The sequence below is a fragment of the Modestobacter caceresii genome, from assembly GCF_000761485.1.
Taxonomy (GTDB): domain Bacteria; phylum Actinomycetota; class Actinomycetes; order Mycobacteriales; family Geodermatophilaceae; genus Modestobacter; species Modestobacter caceresii.
On sequence record NZ_JPMX01000030.1, the window covers coordinates 1 to 15,983 of the forward strand.

General features: G+C 73.6%; 15 protein-coding genes. All 15 read right to left on the reverse strand.

Annotated features, from left to right (window positions below; translation table 11 throughout):
• The coding region (locus IN07_RS08855) for an FGGY family carbohydrate kinase (protein WP_036335280.1) at positions 1 to 424 on the reverse strand (424 nt) is incomplete at its 3' end.
• A gap of 2 nt (positions 425 to 426) precedes the next feature.
• On the reverse strand, positions 427 to 1,122 hold the full coding sequence (locus IN07_RS08860) for an HAD family hydrolase (RefSeq protein WP_036335282.1): 696 nt from the start codon (positions 1,120 to 1,122) through the stop codon (positions 427 to 429).
• Complete coding sequence (locus IN07_RS08865; RefSeq protein WP_036335283.1) at positions 1,119 to 1,895, reverse strand: class II aldolase/adducin family protein; 777 nt, start codon at positions 1,893 to 1,895, stop codon at positions 1,119 to 1,121. The genes IN07_RS08860 and IN07_RS08865 overlap by 4 nt, the downstream gene beginning before the upstream one ends.
• Positions 1,892 to 3,007 (reverse strand): ABC transporter permease, encoded by a 1,116-nt coding sequence (locus IN07_RS08870; RefSeq protein ID WP_231558069.1) that lies wholly within the window; start codon positions 3,005 to 3,007, stop codon positions 1,892 to 1,894. Before IN07_RS08870 ends, IN07_RS08865 begins: the two co-directional genes overlap by 4 nt.
• A complete protein-coding gene (locus tag IN07_RS08875; protein WP_036335285.1) occupies positions 3,004 to 4,041 on the reverse strand; it encodes an ABC transporter permease in 1,038 nt (345 codons plus the stop codon). The genes IN07_RS08870 and IN07_RS08875 overlap by 4 nt, the downstream gene beginning before the upstream one ends.
• On the reverse strand, positions 4,038 to 5,576 hold the full coding sequence (locus IN07_RS08880; RefSeq protein WP_036335287.1) for a sugar ABC transporter ATP-binding protein: 1,539 nt from the start codon (positions 5,574 to 5,576) through the stop codon (positions 4,038 to 4,040). Before IN07_RS08880 ends, IN07_RS08875 begins: the two co-directional genes overlap by 4 nt.
• Positions 5,577 to 5,670: 94 nt before the next feature.
• Positions 5,671 to 6,717: an autoinducer 2 ABC transporter substrate-binding protein gene (locus IN07_RS08885; RefSeq protein WP_036335289.1), complete on the reverse strand. Its 1,047-nt coding sequence runs from the start codon at positions 6,715 to 6,717 to the stop codon at positions 5,671 to 5,673.
• A gap of 107 nt (positions 6,718 to 6,824) precedes the next feature.
• Complete coding sequence (locus IN07_RS08890) at positions 6,825 to 8,333, reverse strand: rhamnulokinase (protein WP_036335292.1); 1,509 nt, start codon at positions 8,331 to 8,333, stop codon at positions 6,825 to 6,827.
• Complete coding sequence (locus IN07_RS08895) at positions 8,330 to 9,115, reverse strand: DeoR/GlpR family DNA-binding transcription regulator (RefSeq protein WP_052091052.1); 786 nt, start codon at positions 9,113 to 9,115, stop codon at positions 8,330 to 8,332. Before IN07_RS08895 ends, IN07_RS08890 begins: the two co-directional genes overlap by 4 nt.
• Positions 9,116 to 9,313: 198 nt before the next feature.
• The gene (locus IN07_RS08900; RefSeq protein WP_052091053.1) at positions 9,314 to 10,342 is read right to left on the reverse strand and encodes a tripartite tricarboxylate transporter substrate binding protein; all 1,029 of its coding nucleotides are present in this window, start codon (positions 10,340 to 10,342) and stop codon (positions 9,314 to 9,316) included.
• A 29-nt stretch (positions 10,343 to 10,371) separates the two neighbouring features.
• Positions 10,372 to 11,040 carry a 3-oxoacid CoA-transferase subunit B gene (locus IN07_RS08905; RefSeq protein ID WP_081975286.1) on the reverse strand — a complete coding sequence of 223 codons (669 nt, stop codon included), beginning with the start codon at positions 11,038 to 11,040 and terminating at the stop codon, positions 10,372 to 10,374.
• Positions 11,037 to 11,702, reverse strand: a complete 666-nt coding sequence (locus IN07_RS08910) for a 3-oxoacid CoA-transferase subunit A (RefSeq protein ID WP_036335294.1) — start codon at positions 11,700 to 11,702, stop codon at positions 11,037 to 11,039. Before IN07_RS08910 ends, IN07_RS08905 begins: the two co-directional genes overlap by 4 nt.
• On the reverse strand, positions 11,699 to 13,378 hold the full coding sequence (locus IN07_RS08915) for a thiamine pyrophosphate-binding protein (RefSeq protein ID WP_052091054.1): 1,680 nt from the start codon (positions 13,376 to 13,378) through the stop codon (positions 11,699 to 11,701). Before IN07_RS08915 ends, IN07_RS08910 begins: the two co-directional genes overlap by 4 nt.
• Entirely contained in the window at positions 13,362 to 14,342 is a 981-nt protein-coding gene (locus IN07_RS08920; protein WP_036335297.1) for a Bug family tripartite tricarboxylate transporter substrate binding protein, read from the reverse strand. The genes IN07_RS08915 and IN07_RS08920 overlap by 17 nt, the downstream gene beginning before the upstream one ends.
• On the reverse strand, positions 14,339 to 15,982 hold the full coding sequence (locus tag IN07_RS08925) for a tripartite tricarboxylate transporter permease (protein WP_052091055.1): 1,644 nt from the start codon (positions 15,980 to 15,982) through the stop codon (positions 14,339 to 14,341). The genes IN07_RS08920 and IN07_RS08925 overlap by 4 nt, the downstream gene beginning before the upstream one ends.
• Between the last annotated feature and the right edge of the window lies 1 nt (position 15,983).

A 15,983-nucleotide genomic window follows, 5' to 3' on the forward strand; every position in this document is an offset into this window, starting at 1 on the left:
GGCCGGGCGGGCGGGGGAGCCACAGCAGCCGGCCGACCGTGCCGGCCGAGCCGAGGCCGGCGCCGGTGCGCTCGGCCAGCGCCGCGGTGAGCGCGCGGCCGCGGTCGTCGGAGTAGAGCAGCGCCGGCCCGACCGGCCGTCCGGCGGCGTCGGCGGCCACCACCGTGCCGGAGGTGCCGGTGACCGACAGTGCGCACACGGCGGCGGCCCTGCGGCCCAGCGCGGACACCACGTCGGCCGTCGACCGCAGCGCGGCGGCGGCGTGCTCGGGACGCTGTTCCACCCAGCCGGGCCGGGGGGTGACCGGCGCGGGCAGCGCGGTGTCGGCGGTGGCCAGCACGTGGCCGGTGCCGGCGTCCACGGCGACCACCCGCACCGCGGCGGTGGCCAGGTCGATGCCGAGGACGACCGGGTCGGTGCCCACGATCAGACCGCCGTGCCCGCCAGCAGCCGGGCGGCCAGGCCGTCCAGACCGCGGACGGCGAGGTCCGGTTCGGCCAGCTGCGCCGGGGTGGGCTCGTCGGGGGCCTCGCCGCGCAGCACCCACACGGTGCCCAGGCCCAGCGCCGCGGCGGGCCGGACGTCGGTGTCCAGCCGGTTGCCGATGTGCACGGCCTGCTCCGGGCGCGCCCCGGCCTGCGCCAGGCACCAGGTGAACAGCTCGGGGCTGGGCTTCTCGTGCCCGACGATGGCCGAGACGCCCCAGACGTCGACGGAGTCGGCCACCCCGTCCCGGGTGAGCGCGTCGACGACGGCCCGCTCCTGGTTGGCGAGCACGCCGACGGTCACGCGGCCGCGCAGCTGGGCGAGGAAGGGCAGCACGTCGGGGTAGAGCGTGCCCGCGGGGTGGTGCCAGTGCGCCCGGGTGCGCTCGTGCAGGGCGTCGCGCAGCTGCGGGTCGCCCAGCAGCTCGGCGGCCAGCGCCCGGCGCAGGGAGCCGCCCTGCTGGGCCCGGATCCGGTCGTAGACGGCGCGGAAGTCGCTGCGCTCCACCGGTCCACGGCCCTGGTCGGCGCGCAGCTCGTCGAGCGCCTGCAGCACGGCGGCGACGAAGTTCTCGTCGTCGTAGACCGGTCCACCGACGTCGAGGAAGACCGCGCGCAGGTCCTGCGGCAGTGTCATCGGGAGCCGCCGGCCAGGATCCGGCGCCGCTCCTCGATGTCGTCGCGGGCGAAGAACGTCTCCACCGACGTGGCCGGCAGCGGCACCACCCCGCCCATGGCGTAGGCCGCCGAACGGACCTGGGCGCCCTTGACGGCCATCTGGGAGACACCCTCCACGCCGGCGGTGCTGGGGGCGTTCACCACGATCCCGTGGTTGCCCAGCAGCACCAGCTGCGGCAGCTCGCCGTGGGTCTCCCAGTGCCGGGTGAGGCCCTCCAGGTAGACCCGGCCGAGCTCGACCCCCGGCTGGGCGTAGGGCACGAACAGCGGCCGGCCGATCACGACGGCCTCGTCGGAGTAGACGTAGGTGTCGTAGGCGGTGGCCGCGTGCACGCTGGCCAGCAGGGCCACCACCGCAGTCGGGTGGGTGTGGCCGACGAACGGCGTGGGGGTGAACGCCTGGGCGGCGACGTGCACCAGCGTCTCGATGGAGGCCCGCCGGCGCCGGCCCTCGTGCTCGCCGGCGTCCAGCGCCGCGGTGAGGTCGGCCTGGGTGCTCCGCGGGTCGCGGATCAGCTCGACCAGCGGGTCGACGTCGACGACGACGAAGTCCTGCGCATCGACGTCCCGCATGCCCGACCCCGAGGCCTTGACGACCACCCGGCCGTCGTCCAGCAGCTGCGAGGTGTTGCCCTCGGCGAGGATGGCCAGGTCCCGGCCCGGCTCCCCCAGGGCCCGGGTGAGCTGGACGAGTTCGGTGCTGGCCAGGGACGGGTCCCAGATGGCGGTCATGAGGTTCCTCCGTAGCGTCGGTTCGAGAAGCCGTTCAGCAGGGCGGCGAAGATCAGCACGACGCCGAGGGCGAAGAGCTGGAACTGGCTGCCGGCGTTGCCCGGGACGGCCAGCAGGATCCCGGCGTTGAGCCAGACGATCAGCAGCGCGGCCAGCACCACCCCGGCGACCCGGCCGATGCCGCCGGTGATGGCCACCCCGCCGAGGACGGCGATGGTGATGGCCGGCAGCGCCATGCCGTTGCCGGACACCCCGGAGTCGGGGCGGGCGGAGGCGAACTGGGCGACGGTGACCACCGCGACCAGACCCGAGATGGCGCCGGCGGCCACGTAGGCGGTGAAGCGGGTACGGGCGACGTTGATGCCGGTCCACTCGGCGGCGACGTCGTTGGTGCCGATCGCGTACAGCCGCCGGCCGTAGGTGGTGCGGGCCAGGACCAGCCACACCACGAGGGCGGTCGGGATGAGGAACGTGAAGACGCCCAGCGGGATGCGGGGGAACGCCTCGGGCAGGAAGGGCAGGGAGACCGCCGAGGCGGTCGAGTACAGGTCCTGGACCGGCTGGCTGTTGATCGGCCGCTGGTCGTTGACCACCAGGGCCAGCGAGCTGAAGCCGTAGTACGTGGCCAGCGTGGTGATCAGCGCCGGGAAGCCCAGGTAGGCGATCAGCGCGCCGTTGACCGCCCCGCACAGGCCGCCGAAGACCACCGCGAGCACGATCGCGGTCGACAGCGACCAGCCCCACTCGCCGTAGGCGAAGCCGAAGACCATGCCGGTCAGCGAGACGATCGCCCCGACCGAGAGGTCGATCCCGCCGCGGCCGGAGGTGATCACCAGCAGCTCGGCCAGCCCGAGCATCACCAGCGGGACGGCGTTGATCAGCGTGGCCGCCAGGTAGGAGGTGCTGTACGGCGCGCTCAGGTAGTTGTTCGCGCTGAGCTGCGACATGGTGATCAGCACCGTGGCCAGCAGCAGGACCAGCAGGGCGATCCGCTGGGTGAGCAGGATCCGCAGCACCTTGGCCGGGAGGCTCTCGGTGCCGCCGGCGGTCGGTTCGACGGTGCTGCCGGAGGCCGCGCTGGGCTCCGTTCCGGGGGTGGTCTGGGTGCTCACGAGGCCCTCCGGGTCCGCTGGCGGATGAGGTCGGCGCCGACGGCGATGAGGATGAAGAGGCCGACGAACAGGTCGGACAGCTGCGAGCGCCAGCCCAGCTGGGTGACCCCGGTCGCGACGGTCTGCACGAGCAGCGCGCCGAGCACGGTGCCGAGCACCGAGCCGCGGCCGCCGATGATCGACGTCCCGCCGATCACCACGGCGGCGATGACGGCGAGCTCCAGGCCGGACCCGACGTTCGCCGCCAGGCTGGAGGTGCCCTGGGCGAGCACGAAGCAGGAGGCGAGCCCGGCGAGCAGCCCGGTGACGACGTAGGCCATCAGCACCCGGGTGCGCACGGAGATCCCGGCCAGCCGCGCGGCCTGCTGGTCGTTCCCGATCGCGTAGAAGTGCCGCCCCCCGGCGGTGTGCCGCAGGTACCACCAGACAAGCGCGGCGAGCACCAGCATGATCACGAAGCTGTGCGGGATGCCCAGGGTGCGCCCGGCCTCGCCGCGCCCGAAGAAGTTGAGCGTGCGGGGGATGCCCTCGACGGTGGAGGAGTCGAAGACCTGCAGCCCGATGAACCGGAAGAGGTTCAGCGTGCCGAAGGTGATGATGATGGCGTGCACCCGCCCGTAGGCGATCAGCACGCCGTTGACCAGGCCGAGGACGCCGCCGATGGCGACGGCCAGCAGCACCGCCAGCGGCAGCGGGAGCCCGCTCCCGACCATCGTCTGGGCGACGATGACCGAGCAGACCATCACGATGCTGCCCACCGACACGTCGATGCCGCCGGTGATGATCACGATCGTCATGCCGATGCCGATGAGCGCGATCGGCGTCATCCCGACCAGCAGCGGGACGATCGAGCCGGACGTGAAGAACGCCGGGGTCGCCAGGCTCAGGGCCAGCCAGAGCAGGGCGATGACGACGATGAGCACCATCTCCTGCCCGGTGACCGGGGGCGGGAGGATGCGCTGCCTGCCCTTCGGGGCGGGGGCGGCCGGTTCCCCGTCCGGTCGTCCGGCGGGGGTGAGGGTCGCGGTGCTCACGCGGTCACCTCCTGCTGCTCCTCGGCGCCGGCCGCGGCGGCCAGCACGTCGACCTGGGTGGCGCCCGGCCCGAACTCGGCCGTGGTGGTACCGGCGCGGACGACCTGCAGGCGGTCGGCGATCCGGATCGCCTCGGCGAGGTCGGAGGTGACGATCAGCACGGCGGTCCCCTCGTCGGCGAGCTGGGTGATGATGCGGTGGATCTCCTCCTTGGCCCCCACGTCGACGCCCTGGGTGGGCTCGGCGAGGACCAGGACCCGGGGTCGGTCGACCAGCTGGCGGGCCAGCACGACCTTCTGCGCGTTGCCGCCGGAGAGGGCGGAGACGGCCTGCCGCTCGTGGGGTGTCTTCACCGACAACCGGCTGATCATCGAGCGGGCGACCTCGCGTTCGCGGCGCCGGTCGACCCAGACCCGCAACTTGGACAGCAGCGGCAGGTGGCCGGCAGAGATGTTGAACGAGATCGGCTGGAAGCTGAACAGCCCCTGCTGCTTGCGGTCGGCCGGGAGCAGGGCGATGCCGAGGTCCTTGGCCTCTCGCGGTGAGCGGGGCCGCACCTCCTCCCCGTCCACGAGGACCGTGCCGGCGGTCGCTCGGGCCATCCCGTAGACCGTGGCGCCGATCTCGGCCACCCCCGAGCCGATCAGGCCGTAGAGGGCGACGATCTCGCCGGCGCGGATGTCGACGTCGACGTCGTGGAAGTGGCCGGTCAGCCCGAGACCCCGCAGCTCCAGCCGGGGGTCGCCCGGGGGCACGGTGCGGTCCGGGCGGGCGTCGTCCAGGATGCCGCCGACCATCAGCTCGACGATCTGCCGGACGCTGAGGTCGGCGATCGGGTGGGTGCCGATCGTCTGCCCGTCACGCATGACGGTGACCTCGTCGGCGATGACGAACAGCTCGTCGAGGCGGTGGGAGATGTAGATGATCGAGACGCCGGCGGCGGTCAGCCGGCGGACCACGCCGAACAGGACCTCGACCTCGCGGTCGGTCAGGATGGCCGACGGCTCGTCGAGGATGAGCACCTTGGCGTCGCCGGCCAGCGCCTTGGCGATGGAGACCTGCTGCTGCTCGGCGATGGACAGCCCGCCCACGGTGGCCGTGGCGTACCGGGCGGGCAGGCCGAGCAGGTCGAGCAGCTCGACGACCTTGGCGTTCTGGGCCGCCCAGTCGACCCGGCCGCCGCGGGTGAGCTCGCGGCCGGTGAAGACGTTCTCGGCGACGGTCAGCTCGGAGAACAGCTGGGGTTCCTGGTAGACGGTCGCGATGCCCAGGGCCATCGCGTCGTGGGTCGAGGAGATGGTGACCGGCGCGCCGTCGAAGGTGATCGTCCCGGTGTCGGCGGTCTCGGCGCCCGCGAGGATCTTGATCAGGGTGGACTTCCCCGCGCCGTTCTCCCCGACCAGGGCGTGCACCGTGCCGGGCTGGACCGCCATGTCGGCGTGCCGGATGGCCCGGACCGCGCCGAAGCGCTTCGAGACGCCGGACACCGAGAGGCGGGTGGGCGTGCTCGGGGTGTCGGGCTGGGGCGTGGTCATGACCTCGCGGCCTCCACTCTCAGGGGGTGTGCGACGGGTGGGGTGCCGCGGGCGGGCCGGGAGGCCGGCCCACCCGCGGCGGGGATCCGGTGGCTCAGTAGTCGAAGTCGCCGACGTTCTCGGTGGTCAGCACCAGCGGCGGGCCGAGGAGCAGGGTCTTGGTCTCCTCGTCGTACTCGACTGCGGACAGGTCGGAGTTGACGTCGTTGGTCGCCTCGAACTCGGCGCCCTCGGCCAGCTGCATGCCGGCCCAGACGGTCAGGTAGCCCAGCGCCTCGACGTCCCACAGCACGCTGGAGGAGGCCGAACCGTCCTCCAGGTACGGGGCGATCGAGTTGGGGGTGCCGAGGCCGACTGTGGAGACCTGGCCGATCCGGCCGGCGTCCCGCACGGCCTGGGCGACGCCCGGTGCCGAGGAGGTGCACTCGCCGACCAGCCCGGTCAGCGTCGGGTCGGAGTTCATCAGGTCGGTGGCCATCTGGGTCGCCACCGCCTGGTCCTCACCGGCGTAGACGACCTCGGTGATCTCCACCTCGGGGTACTCGGAGGCGGTGTACTCCCGCTGGACCTCGATCCAGCTGTTCAGGTTCTCCGCCGTCTCACCGCAGGAGACGATGGCGTAGCGGCCCGCGCCGCCCATCGCCTCCACCATCTGGTCGGTCAGCGTCTGGCCGATGCCCTCGGTGGAGGCCTGGCTGACGAACACCTCGCGGACCGAGTTCGGGGCGTCGGTGTCGGTGGTGCCCACGGCGATGCCTGCGTCGGCGGCCTCCTGCAGCAGGGGGGCCATCGAGTCGGGGTCGTTGGGGGCGACGAACAGCACGTCGACGCCCTGCTGGATGAAGGACCGGACGATGTCCGCCTGGGCGGCGGCGTCGGCCTCGACCGGGCCCTGGTAGAGCCACTCGCAGCCCAGTTCCTCGCAGGCGGCCTCGCCGCCGGCGTTCATCGCCTCGAAGTAGGGGATGCCCTGCAGCTTCGGGACGAAGGCGATGCTGGGCGTGTCGCCGCCGCCGCCGCCGCCATCGGACCCGCCGCTGCTCCCGGCGGAACCGCCGCTGCCCTGGCCACACCCGGCAAGGGTGAGGGCCATCCCGACACCGACCACGGCGACCGTGGCCCTGTGACGCCTTGCGCTCATCTTCACTCCATCGTGATGCGGGGTGTTCCCCGCGGTGAGCCCGCCGCTCGGGAGAGCGGCGGGGACCGGGCACCTGCCCGGAAGTCCGTGTTCCTTCGTGCGGTGACTCAGCCGTCGCGCAGGCCGCGCGCCTGGTCGTCGGCGGTCATCAGCTGCCGCAGTCGCGCCGCGGCGGCGTCCCACGCGGGGGACGCCCGTGGCTGGTGGGTGCGCAGCCGGCCCGAGGCGGCCACGACCCGGCGGAGGTCGGCCAGGTCGGCGAGCTCGCCCAGCGCGATCAGCTGGACGCCGGCGTTGCCCAGCGCGGTGGCCTCCACGGGACCGCAGTGCACCGGCAGGCCGGTCGCGTCGGCCGTCGCCTGGGCCAGCAGGGCGTTCTGCGAGCCGCCCCCGGTGACGCTGATCGAGGTGGCCGGCTCCCCGGTCACCGCCGCCAGGTCCTCCGCCGTGGCGCGGTAGGTCAGGGCCAGGCTGTCGATCACGCAGCGGACGACCGCCCCGACCGTCTCCGGCACCGGGTCGCCGTGCCGGGCGCAGTAGGCGCGCAGCCGGCTGGGCATGTCGCCGGGGGCGAGGAAGTCGGTGGCGTTGGGGTTCACCACGCTGCGCAGCGGCGGCTCGGCGGTGGCCAGCTCGACCAGGTCGGTGTAGCTGAGGTCGGTCCCCTCGCGCGCCCACTGCCGCCGGCACTCCTGCAGGATCCACAGCCCCATCACGTTGCGCAGCAGCCGGACGGTGCCCGCGTAGCCGCCCTCGTTGGTGAGGTTGGCGGCCGCCGTCGCCGGGGTCGCCAGGGCCTCGTCCCGCTCGACCCCCATCAGCGACCAGGTGCCCGAGGAGATGAAGAGCCCGCCCGGGCCGCCGAAGGGGGTGCCCACCACGGCGGCCGCGGTGTCGTGACCGGTCGGGACGACGACCCGGGTGCCGGCCAGCGGCCCCTCGCCGAGCGCGCCGACCACGGGGCCGACGTCGGTCCCCGGCGCGACGACCTCGGGCAGCAGGTGGGTGGGGACCTGCAGGGCGTCCAGCAGTCCGGTGGCCCACGTCCCGCTGGCGGTGTCGTACATGCCGGAGGTGGAGGCGGCGGTGTGCTCGGTGGCGCGGAGGCCGGAGAGCCGGTGGTGGAAGAGGTCCGGGACCATCAGCAGCGTCGCCGCGTCGGCCAGCCGGTCGGTGTGGTGGGCGTCGTCCAGCAGCGCGAAGACCCCGTTGATCTCCATGGTCTGGCAGCCGGTGGCGGCGTAGAGGGCTTCCCGGCCGACCAGGCTGATGGCCTCGGCCATCGCCCGGACCTGCCGGGGGTCGCGGTAGCAGGTCGGCTCGTCCAGCAGCGAGCCGTCGGCGCGCAGCAGGCCGTAGTCCACGCCCCAGGTGTCGACGCCGACGGAGGCGACGGACCGGTCCCGCCCGAGCGTGCCCAGCTGCTCCTCGACGTGCCCCCACAGTCGTTCGAACTCCCAGCGCAGCACCCCGTCCACCGGGCGGGCGCCGTTGGGGAAGCGGCCGACGACGTCGAGGTCCAGCCGGTGCCCGTCGAAGGTGGCAGCGACCACCCGGCCGCTCTCGGCGCCCAGGTCGACGGCGGCGACGGTGCGGGCGGCCGGTCGGGGGCTCACGGGCGACGCTCCATCGCGACGGCGTGCACGGGGACGCCGGCGGCCGTGATCGCGGCGGCCTGGGCCGGGTCGACGCCGTCGTCGGTGTACACGGCGGCCAGCCGGTCGATCGGCACGCACGGGTGGATGGAGAAGCCGCCGAACTTCGCTGAGTCGACGAGCCCGTACACCTCGGTGCAGGCGTCGGCCAGGTAGCGCTTGGCCTGGGCCTCCTCGTTCGCCAGGTCGAGCAGCCCGTGCTCGACGGAGATGCCGTGGCCGCCGAGGAAGCCGCGGGCGATCCGGCCGCGGCCGGCGAGGACGTCGCCGACCAGCCCGACCAGCGAGCGGGCGGAGCGGCGGACGACCCCGCCGGGGAGCAGCACGTTCGCGTCGGTGCGCTCGGACAGCAGGGTGGCCGTGGGCAGGCTGTTGGTGACCACGACCAGCCCGCGCCGGTCCAGCAGCTGCTGGGCCAGGTAGTGGCAGGTGCTGGAGGAGTCGAGGGCGATCACGTCGCCGTCCCGGACCAGCGGGGCGACCGCGTCGGCGATCGCCTCCTTCTCGGCCCGCCGGTGCCGGAGCCGGCTCTCGAACGAGCCCTCGTCCGAGACGGCCGCCGGGACCGCGCCACCGCGGACCCGGCGCAGCACCGATCGCTGCTCGAGCGCCTCGAGGTCCTTGCGGATCGTGACCGTGGAGACGCCCAGCTGGTCGGCCAGGCTGGCGACCAGCACCCGGCCGTGGCTGTCCAGCTGCTCGAGGATCACCCGGGAACGGGCGAACTCGTCGAGTGCGGTCACGGGTGGGTCTCCTCGGCGTCAGCGGCGAGTGTCTGCATCGGCTGTGATGCAGGCCGCAAAGCTAAGGAGATCGAAATCGAACGTCAAGAAGTGAAGGTCGTCCGAAACCCGTTCCCTGTCGTACGAAACCGTGAGCTGTCGATGGTGCGCGATCGGGCCGTGCCCGGCCGTCCGCTCCCGGGCGGGTGGGCGGCCCCGTCAGCCCTGCAGGATCGGCTCGTAGACCTCCTGGGTGCGGTCGAGGAGCTGCTGGAACTCCTCGGCGCCCTGGAACTCCTCCGGCACGTACTCCGCGCCGATCTGCTCGGCGATCGCCGGGTCCTCGGACGCCGTCCGGAGGGCGTCCTCCAGCTCGGTGACGATCTCCTCGGGCAGGTCACCGGGGCCGATCAGCCCGAACGTCGACCCGGACAGCGTCAGCTCCGGGAAGCCGGACTCGGCCAGGGTGGGGGTGTCCGGCAGCCAGGGCAGTGGCTCCGCGGAGGAGACCGCCAGCGGGCGGAACTGGCCGGCGTCGATGTTCGCGGTGACGTCGGAGGAGGCGTTGATCAGCACCGCGTCGACGTTGCCGCCCAGCAGGGCGGTGGTCATCTCGGCGTTGCCGTTGAACGGCACGGCGGTGACCTCGACGTCGTACTCCTCGGCCAGCCGCTGCAGCTCGATCGCCTGCGGGGTGGAGGCGCCGGGCGTGCCGACGTTCAGCGAGCCGGGCTGCTGCCGGGCGGCGGCGAAGAACTCCTCGGCGGTGGCGTACGGCGAGTCCGCGCCGACGGCGAGCACCGACGGCACCTCGCTCATCACCCCGATCGGCGTCACGTCGTCCTTCGTGTAGCCGACCTCGTTGGCCAGCGGCGTGAGCACCAGCGTGCCGGGGGTGGCGAGGGAGAGGGTGTGCCCGTCGGGGTCGGCGCCGATCAGCTCCTGGGTCGCGAGCGCGCCCGAGCCGCCGGGCAGGTTCTCCACCACCACGGTCTGGCCCAGCTGCTCCTCGAGGGAGGCGCCGTAGGCGCGGGCGGTCAGGTCCGTGGGACCGCCGGCCCCGTAGGGCACCAGCAGCCGGATCTCCTCGGTCGGGTACTCCGCGGCCTGCTCGGCGGAGCCGGACGTCGTCTCCTCCGTCCCGCCGCAGGCGGTGAGCAGGCCGAGGGCGGTGCAGGCGGCGAGGGCGCGGGCGGTGCGGGCGCGGGCGGTGCGGGCGCGGGCGCGGGCGGTGCGGGACAGGGGCATCGTTGCCTCCGGGAGTGGGGTGGGGCCGGTCAGTGCGGGTCGAGCTCGACGACGTCGTCGGCGAAGGTGAGCCGGGCGGCGGTGACCGACTGCAGCTCCGCGCGGGTCAGCCCCGGGGCCATCTCCCGGACGACGAACCCGCCGGGGCCGACGTCGAGGACCGCCAGGTCGGTGTAGACCCGGTCCACCACCCCGGCGGCGGTGAGCGGGTAGGTGCACCGGGGCAGCAGCTTGGGGCGGCCGTCCCGGGTGGTGTGCGTGGTCATCACCAGCACCCGCCGGGCGCCCACGGCCAGGTCCATCGCCCCGCCGACCGCGGGCGGCATGGTGGCGACGTCGGTGATCCAGTTGGCCAGGTCGCCGCCCTCGGAGACCTGGAAGGCGCCGAGCACGGAGATGTCGATGTGCCCGCCGCGCATCATCACGAAGGCGTCGGTGTGGTGGAAGTAGGAGCCGCCGGGCAGCAGGGTGACCGGCTGCTTGCCCGCGTTGATCAGCTCCCGGTCCTCCTCGCCGGGCGCCGGGGCCGGTCCCATCCCGAGGATCCCGTTCTCGCTGTGGTAGACGATCTCCTTGTCCGGGCCGACCACGTCGCCGACCAGGATCGGCATGCCGATCCCCAGGTTCACGTACGCGCCGTCCGGGATGTCCCGGGCCACCCGGCGGGCCACCGCGACGTCGCTCAGCGGGTCGATCACGCCGCCACCTGCACGACCCGGTCCACGAAGATCCCGGGGGTGACCACCGTCTCCGGGTCCAGGTCGCCGAGCTCGACGAACTCCTCGACCTGCACCACCGTCAGCGTCGCGGCGGTGGCCATGGTGGGGCCGTAGTTGCGGGCCGCCTTGCGGTAGACCAGGTTGCCCCACCGGTCGGCCCGGTGTGCCTTGACCAGTGCGACGTCGCCGGGCAGCGGGTGCTCGAACACGTGCGGGCGCCCACCGATGGTGCGGACCTCCTTGCCCTCGGCCAGCAGGGTGTCCGCGCCGGTGGGGGTGAAGAAGCCGCCCAGCCCGGCGCCGGCGGCCCGCATCCGCTCGCTGAGCGTCCCCTGGGGCACCAGCTCCAGCCCGATCTCGCCGGCCCGCCACAGCTCCTCGAACCAGATCGAGCCCATCGACCGGGGGTAGGAGCACACGATCCGGCGGACCCGGCGCTCCCGGATCAGCGCCGCGACGTCGCTCTCCCCCGCCCCGGCGTTGTTGGTGACCACGGTCAGGTCCCGGGCGCCCTGGTCGAGCAGGGCGTGCACCAGCTCCACCGGGACGCCGGAGTCCCCGAAGCCCCCGACCAGCACCGTGGCGCCGTCGGAGATCCCGGCGACGGCGTCGGCGAGGCTCCCCACCCGCTTGTCGATCACCGTGGCCCCTGCCGCCGGTACCAGCGCGGGGACGTCGACGGCGGCGGGGTGAGGGCGGCCCGGACCACCAGCACGTTCGGGCCCGTCGCCGCCAGCGCCGCGGTCAGCTGCTGCTCGAACTCCGGCCCGAAGCCGTCGACGGACTCGGCGGGGACGCCGAAGGAGCGGGCCAGGGCGACGAAGTCCGGGGTGACCAGGTCGACGCCGCGGGTCGGCGTCCCGCTGTGCACCTGGTCGAAGCGGAGCATCCCGTAGCCGCCGTCGTCGACGATCACCACGGTCAGCTCTGGCTGCTCCTGGGCGACCGTCGCCAGCTCGCCGCAGGCGAAGAGGAAGCCACCGTCGCCCACCAGGGCCAGGGTGCGGCCCTGCCCGGCCAGCGCGGCGCCGAGTGCGGCCGGGAAGGCGTAGCCGAGCGTGCCCCAGCCCATCGGGAAGGCCAGCGCCCGCGGACCGGGGATCCGGCCGAAGGCCGCGACCCAGTAGCCGGCGATGCACATGTCGGCCACCAGCACCCCGTCCGGCACGGCGACCCGATCCAGGACGTCGAGCAGCTGGGCGGCCTGCGGCTCGTCGGCCGCCACGAGTTCGCGCACCCGGCTGCCCAGGCGGGCCAGCCGTTCCCGCAGCTCGGGCAGGCCCGCACGGTGGGGGGCGCCGGCGAGGAGCTGGCCGACCACGGCGGTGGCGTCCCCGACCACGGTCAGGTCGGCCGGGTAGTTCTTGTTCGCGTCGGCGGCGTCGACGTTCACCGCCAGCAGGGTGGGCGGCTGGGGCATCGCCCAGTTCTGGGTGGACAGGCCGTCGAGGTCGCTGCCGACGGCGACCACCAGGTCGGCGTCGTCCCACAGCGCCCCGATCGCGGGCACGTGGGCCAGGCCCGGTGCCAGGCACGGGTGGTCGGGCGGCAGCACGCCGCGGGCGTTGTAGGTGGTGACCACCGGTGCGGCGAGCTGCTCGGCGAGCCGGCCGAGCACCTCACCGGCACCGCTGCGGAGCGCACCGCCACCCACCCAGAGCAGCGGACGCCGGGCCGTGGCCAGCAGCTCCAGCGCGCGGGCGACGTCCGCCTCGGGGGTGGGAGCCGGTGGCGGGACGGCCGGGGCGGCCGGCCGGTCGCCGTCCACGGGGGCGCTGAGCAGGTCGGTCGGCACCCCCAGGTACACCGGCCCGGTGGCGGGGGTCAGCGCGACCGCGCCGGCCCGCACCGTCTCCGCGCCCAGCTGATCGGCCGCATCGCAGGTGACGGTCGTCTTGGTGACCGGGGCGAACATCGCACCCTGGTCCCGGGTCTCGTGCAGCACGCCGCGGTGGACGCCGGGGCGGCGCAGCGTGCTGGGGATGTCGGTGGCGACCACCAGCACCGGCACGCCCGACGCCATCGCCTCGCCGGTGGCGCCAAGGGTGTTGGCCGCCCCGGGGCCGGTCGTGACCACGGCGACGCCCAGCCGGCCGGTGGCGCGGGCGTACCCGTCGGCGGCGTAGACCGCGGTCTGCTCGTGCCGCACCCCGACCAGCCGCAGCCCCGCGGCGGCGGCCGCCTCCCAGATCGCCAGGTTGTGCACCCCGGGCAGGCCGAAGGCGATCTCCACGCCCAGCTCCTGCAGGGCGGCGACCAGGTCGTCGGCGCCGGTGCGCAGGCCGGTCGGGACCGCCGCCTCAGTCACCGAGGACATCGCGGAACGTCTCCTCCGTCTCGACGAACAGCTCGCCCAGGCCGTCGGCGCCGATGAACTCCTCCGGCACGTACCGCTCGTCCAGCGTCTCGACGACCTGGGGGTCCTCCGTGGCGCTGCGCAGCGTCTCCTCCAGCGTCTGCACCACCTCGTCCGGCGTGCCGGCCGGGGCGATCACCCCGAAGGTCGTGGTGCTCTGCACCAGCTCCGGGTAGCCGAGCTCGACGAAGGTGGGGGCGTCCACGTAGGGCAGCGGCTCCGGGCTGCCGACGGCCAGCACCCGGAGGTCGCCGGACTCGATCGCGGGCAGGATGTCCTGGGACAGGTTGGCGAAGCCCGCGGTGACGTTCTCGCCCAGGAGCGCGGTCTGCACCTCCGCGTTGCCGTTGAACGGCACCACGGTGAGCGGGACGTCGTAGAGCTCGGTGATCCGCTGGGTCTCCGCGGCGTGGGTGTTGGTGGCCCCCGGCGTGCCGACGGTGACCGCCTGGGGGTCCTCCCGGGCGGCGTCGAACAGGTCTTCGAGCGACTGGTACGGCGAGTCGGCCGGGACGAGGATCCCCGAGGGCACCTGGGTGACCACCCCGACCGGCGCGAAGTCCTCCCGGGTGTAGCCGACCTCGTTGGAGAGGTAGTTGAGCACCGCCGTGGGCAGCGCCGTCATCGACAGCGTGTAGCCGTCGGCCTCGGCGTTGATGAGCTGCTGGTAGGCGGTCGCGCCGGAGGCCCCGGGCGCGTTCTCCACGACGACGGGCTGGTCGAGCTCGCTCTCCATGTGCGCCGCCAGCGCCCGGGCGGCGATGTCGGTCGGGCCGCCGGCGGTGTAGGGCACCAGCAACCGGATGTCCTCGGTCGGGTAGTCCGCCGCGGCCCCGCCGGCCTCGGTGGTCTCCTCCGCGCCGCCGCAGCCGGTCAGGGCGACACCGGTGGCGAGCAGGACGGCGAGGGTGCGGCGCGTGGTCATCGTTCTCCTGGGGTGGTGGAGGTGGAGCCCGAGGGGCCGTCGGTGGGGGTGTCGGTGGTCGAGTCGGCGCCGGGGCTGCCCTCGGCGGCGACCTGCCGGTCGGCGTCCGGGTCGGTCTCGTCGGTCTCGTCGACGTCGGCGGGGTCGACCCGGCCGAAGACCGCCTTGCGCCGCCGGCTGGTGATCGCGCTGACGATGATGATCAACGCCATGAAGGCGAACATGCCGCCGGAGATCGGGCGGGTGACGAAGATGTCGAAGCTGCCGCCGGAGAGCAGCATCGACTGCCGGAAGGCCCGCTCGAGGATCGACCCGAGCACGAAGGCGAGCACCAGCGGGCCCGGCTCGAAGCCGGTCTTCTTCATCAGCCAGCCGATCACGCCGAAGCCCAGCACGACCCACATGTCGAACACGTTGTTGTTGACCGAGAAGACGCCGGCCATGGTGACCAGCAGGGCGAACGCGGCGAGGATGCCCGCCCGCACCCGGAGCATCTGCACGAAGAACCCGACCAGCGGGATGTTCAGCGCCAGCAGCATCAGGTTGCCGATGACCATCGAGGCGATGACGCCCCAGAAGATCTCCGGCTCCTGCTCGATCAGCTGCGGCCCCGGGGTGATGTCCTGCACCAGCAGGGCGCCGAAGATCAGCGCCAGCACCACGTTGGGCGGGATGCCCAGGGTGAGCAGCGGGATGAACGCCGAGGTGGAGGAGGCGTTGTTCGCCGTCTCCGGGCCGGCGACCCCCTCGATGGCGCCCTTGCCGAAGCGGCTGGGGTCCTTGGCCCGGCGCTTCTCCATGGCGTAGGAGGCCAGCGAGGAGACGACCCCGCCGCCGCCGGGCAGCACCCCGATCGCGAAGCCGAGCAGCGAGCCGCGGCCGATCGCGCCGGAGGAGTCGCGGAAGTCCTTCCGGGTCGGCCAGATGCCCTTGATCTTCGAGGTGACCGCCTGGACCTTGTCGGTGCGCTCCAGGCTGTGCAGGATCTCCCCGACGCCGAACAGGCCCATCGCCACCGCGACGAAGTCCAGGCCGTTGAAGAGCGCGACCTCCCCGAACGTGAAGCGCGCGGTGCCGGTGATCGGGTCCAGGCCGATCGTGGCCAGCAGCAGCCCCAGGGCGGCCATGGACAGGCTCTTCAGCACCGAGCCGGTGCCCAGGTAGGTGACCAGCAGGATGCCCAGCACGGTCAGCGCGACGTACTCCGGCGGCCCGAAGGAGACCGCCAGCTGGGCCAGCGGGGGCGCCAGCAGGATCATCCCGATCACCGAGACCGTGCCGCCGATGTACGACCCGACCGCGGCGATGCCCAGCGCCGGTCCGGCCCGGCCCTGCTTGGCCATCTGGTAGCCGTCGAAGGTGGTCACCACCGACGCCGCCTCGCCGGGCAGCCGCAGCAGCACCGAGGTGATCGTGCCGCCGTACATCGAGCCGTAGTAGATGCCGGCCAGCAGGATCACCGCGGTCACCGGCTCGACCGTGTAGGTGATCGGCAGCAGCAGGGCGATCGTCGCCGTCGGCCCGAGGCCCGGCAGCACCCCGATGACGGTGCCGATGAGCACGCCGAGGAAGACGTACAGCAGGTTGGTCGGGGTCAGGGCGACGGAGAAGCCCTGGACGATGCCGCTCCAGCTGTCCACG

Bases quoted from the DNA above. Each gene is read 5' to 3' on its own strand.
- IN07_RS08860 (WP_036335282.1), bottom strand. From the start codon at position 1,122: ATGACACTGCCGCAGGACCTGCGCGCGGTCTTCCTCGACGTCGGTGGA.
- IN07_RS08865 (WP_036335283.1), bottom strand. From the start codon at position 1,895: ATGACCGCCATCTGGGACCCGTCCCTGGCCAGCACCGAACTCGTCCAG.
- IN07_RS08880 (WP_036335287.1), bottom strand. From the start codon at position 5,576: ATGACCACGCCCCAGCCCGACACCCCGAGCACGCCCACCCGCCTCTCG.
- IN07_RS08885 (WP_036335289.1), bottom strand. From the start codon at position 6,717: ATGAGCGCAAGGCGTCACAGGGCCACGGTCGCCGTGGTCGGTGTCGGG.
- IN07_RS08900 (WP_052091053.1), bottom strand. From the start codon at position 10,342: ATGCCCCTGTCCCGCACCGCCCGCGCCCGCGCCCGCACCGCCCGCGCC.
- IN07_RS08915 (WP_052091054.1), bottom strand. From the start codon at position 13,378: ATGTCCTCGGTGACTGAGGCGGCGGTCCCGACCGGCCTGCGCACCGGC.
- IN07_RS08920 (WP_036335297.1), bottom strand. From the start codon at position 14,342: ATGACCACGCGCCGCACCCTCGCCGTCCTGCTCGCCACCGGTGTCGCC.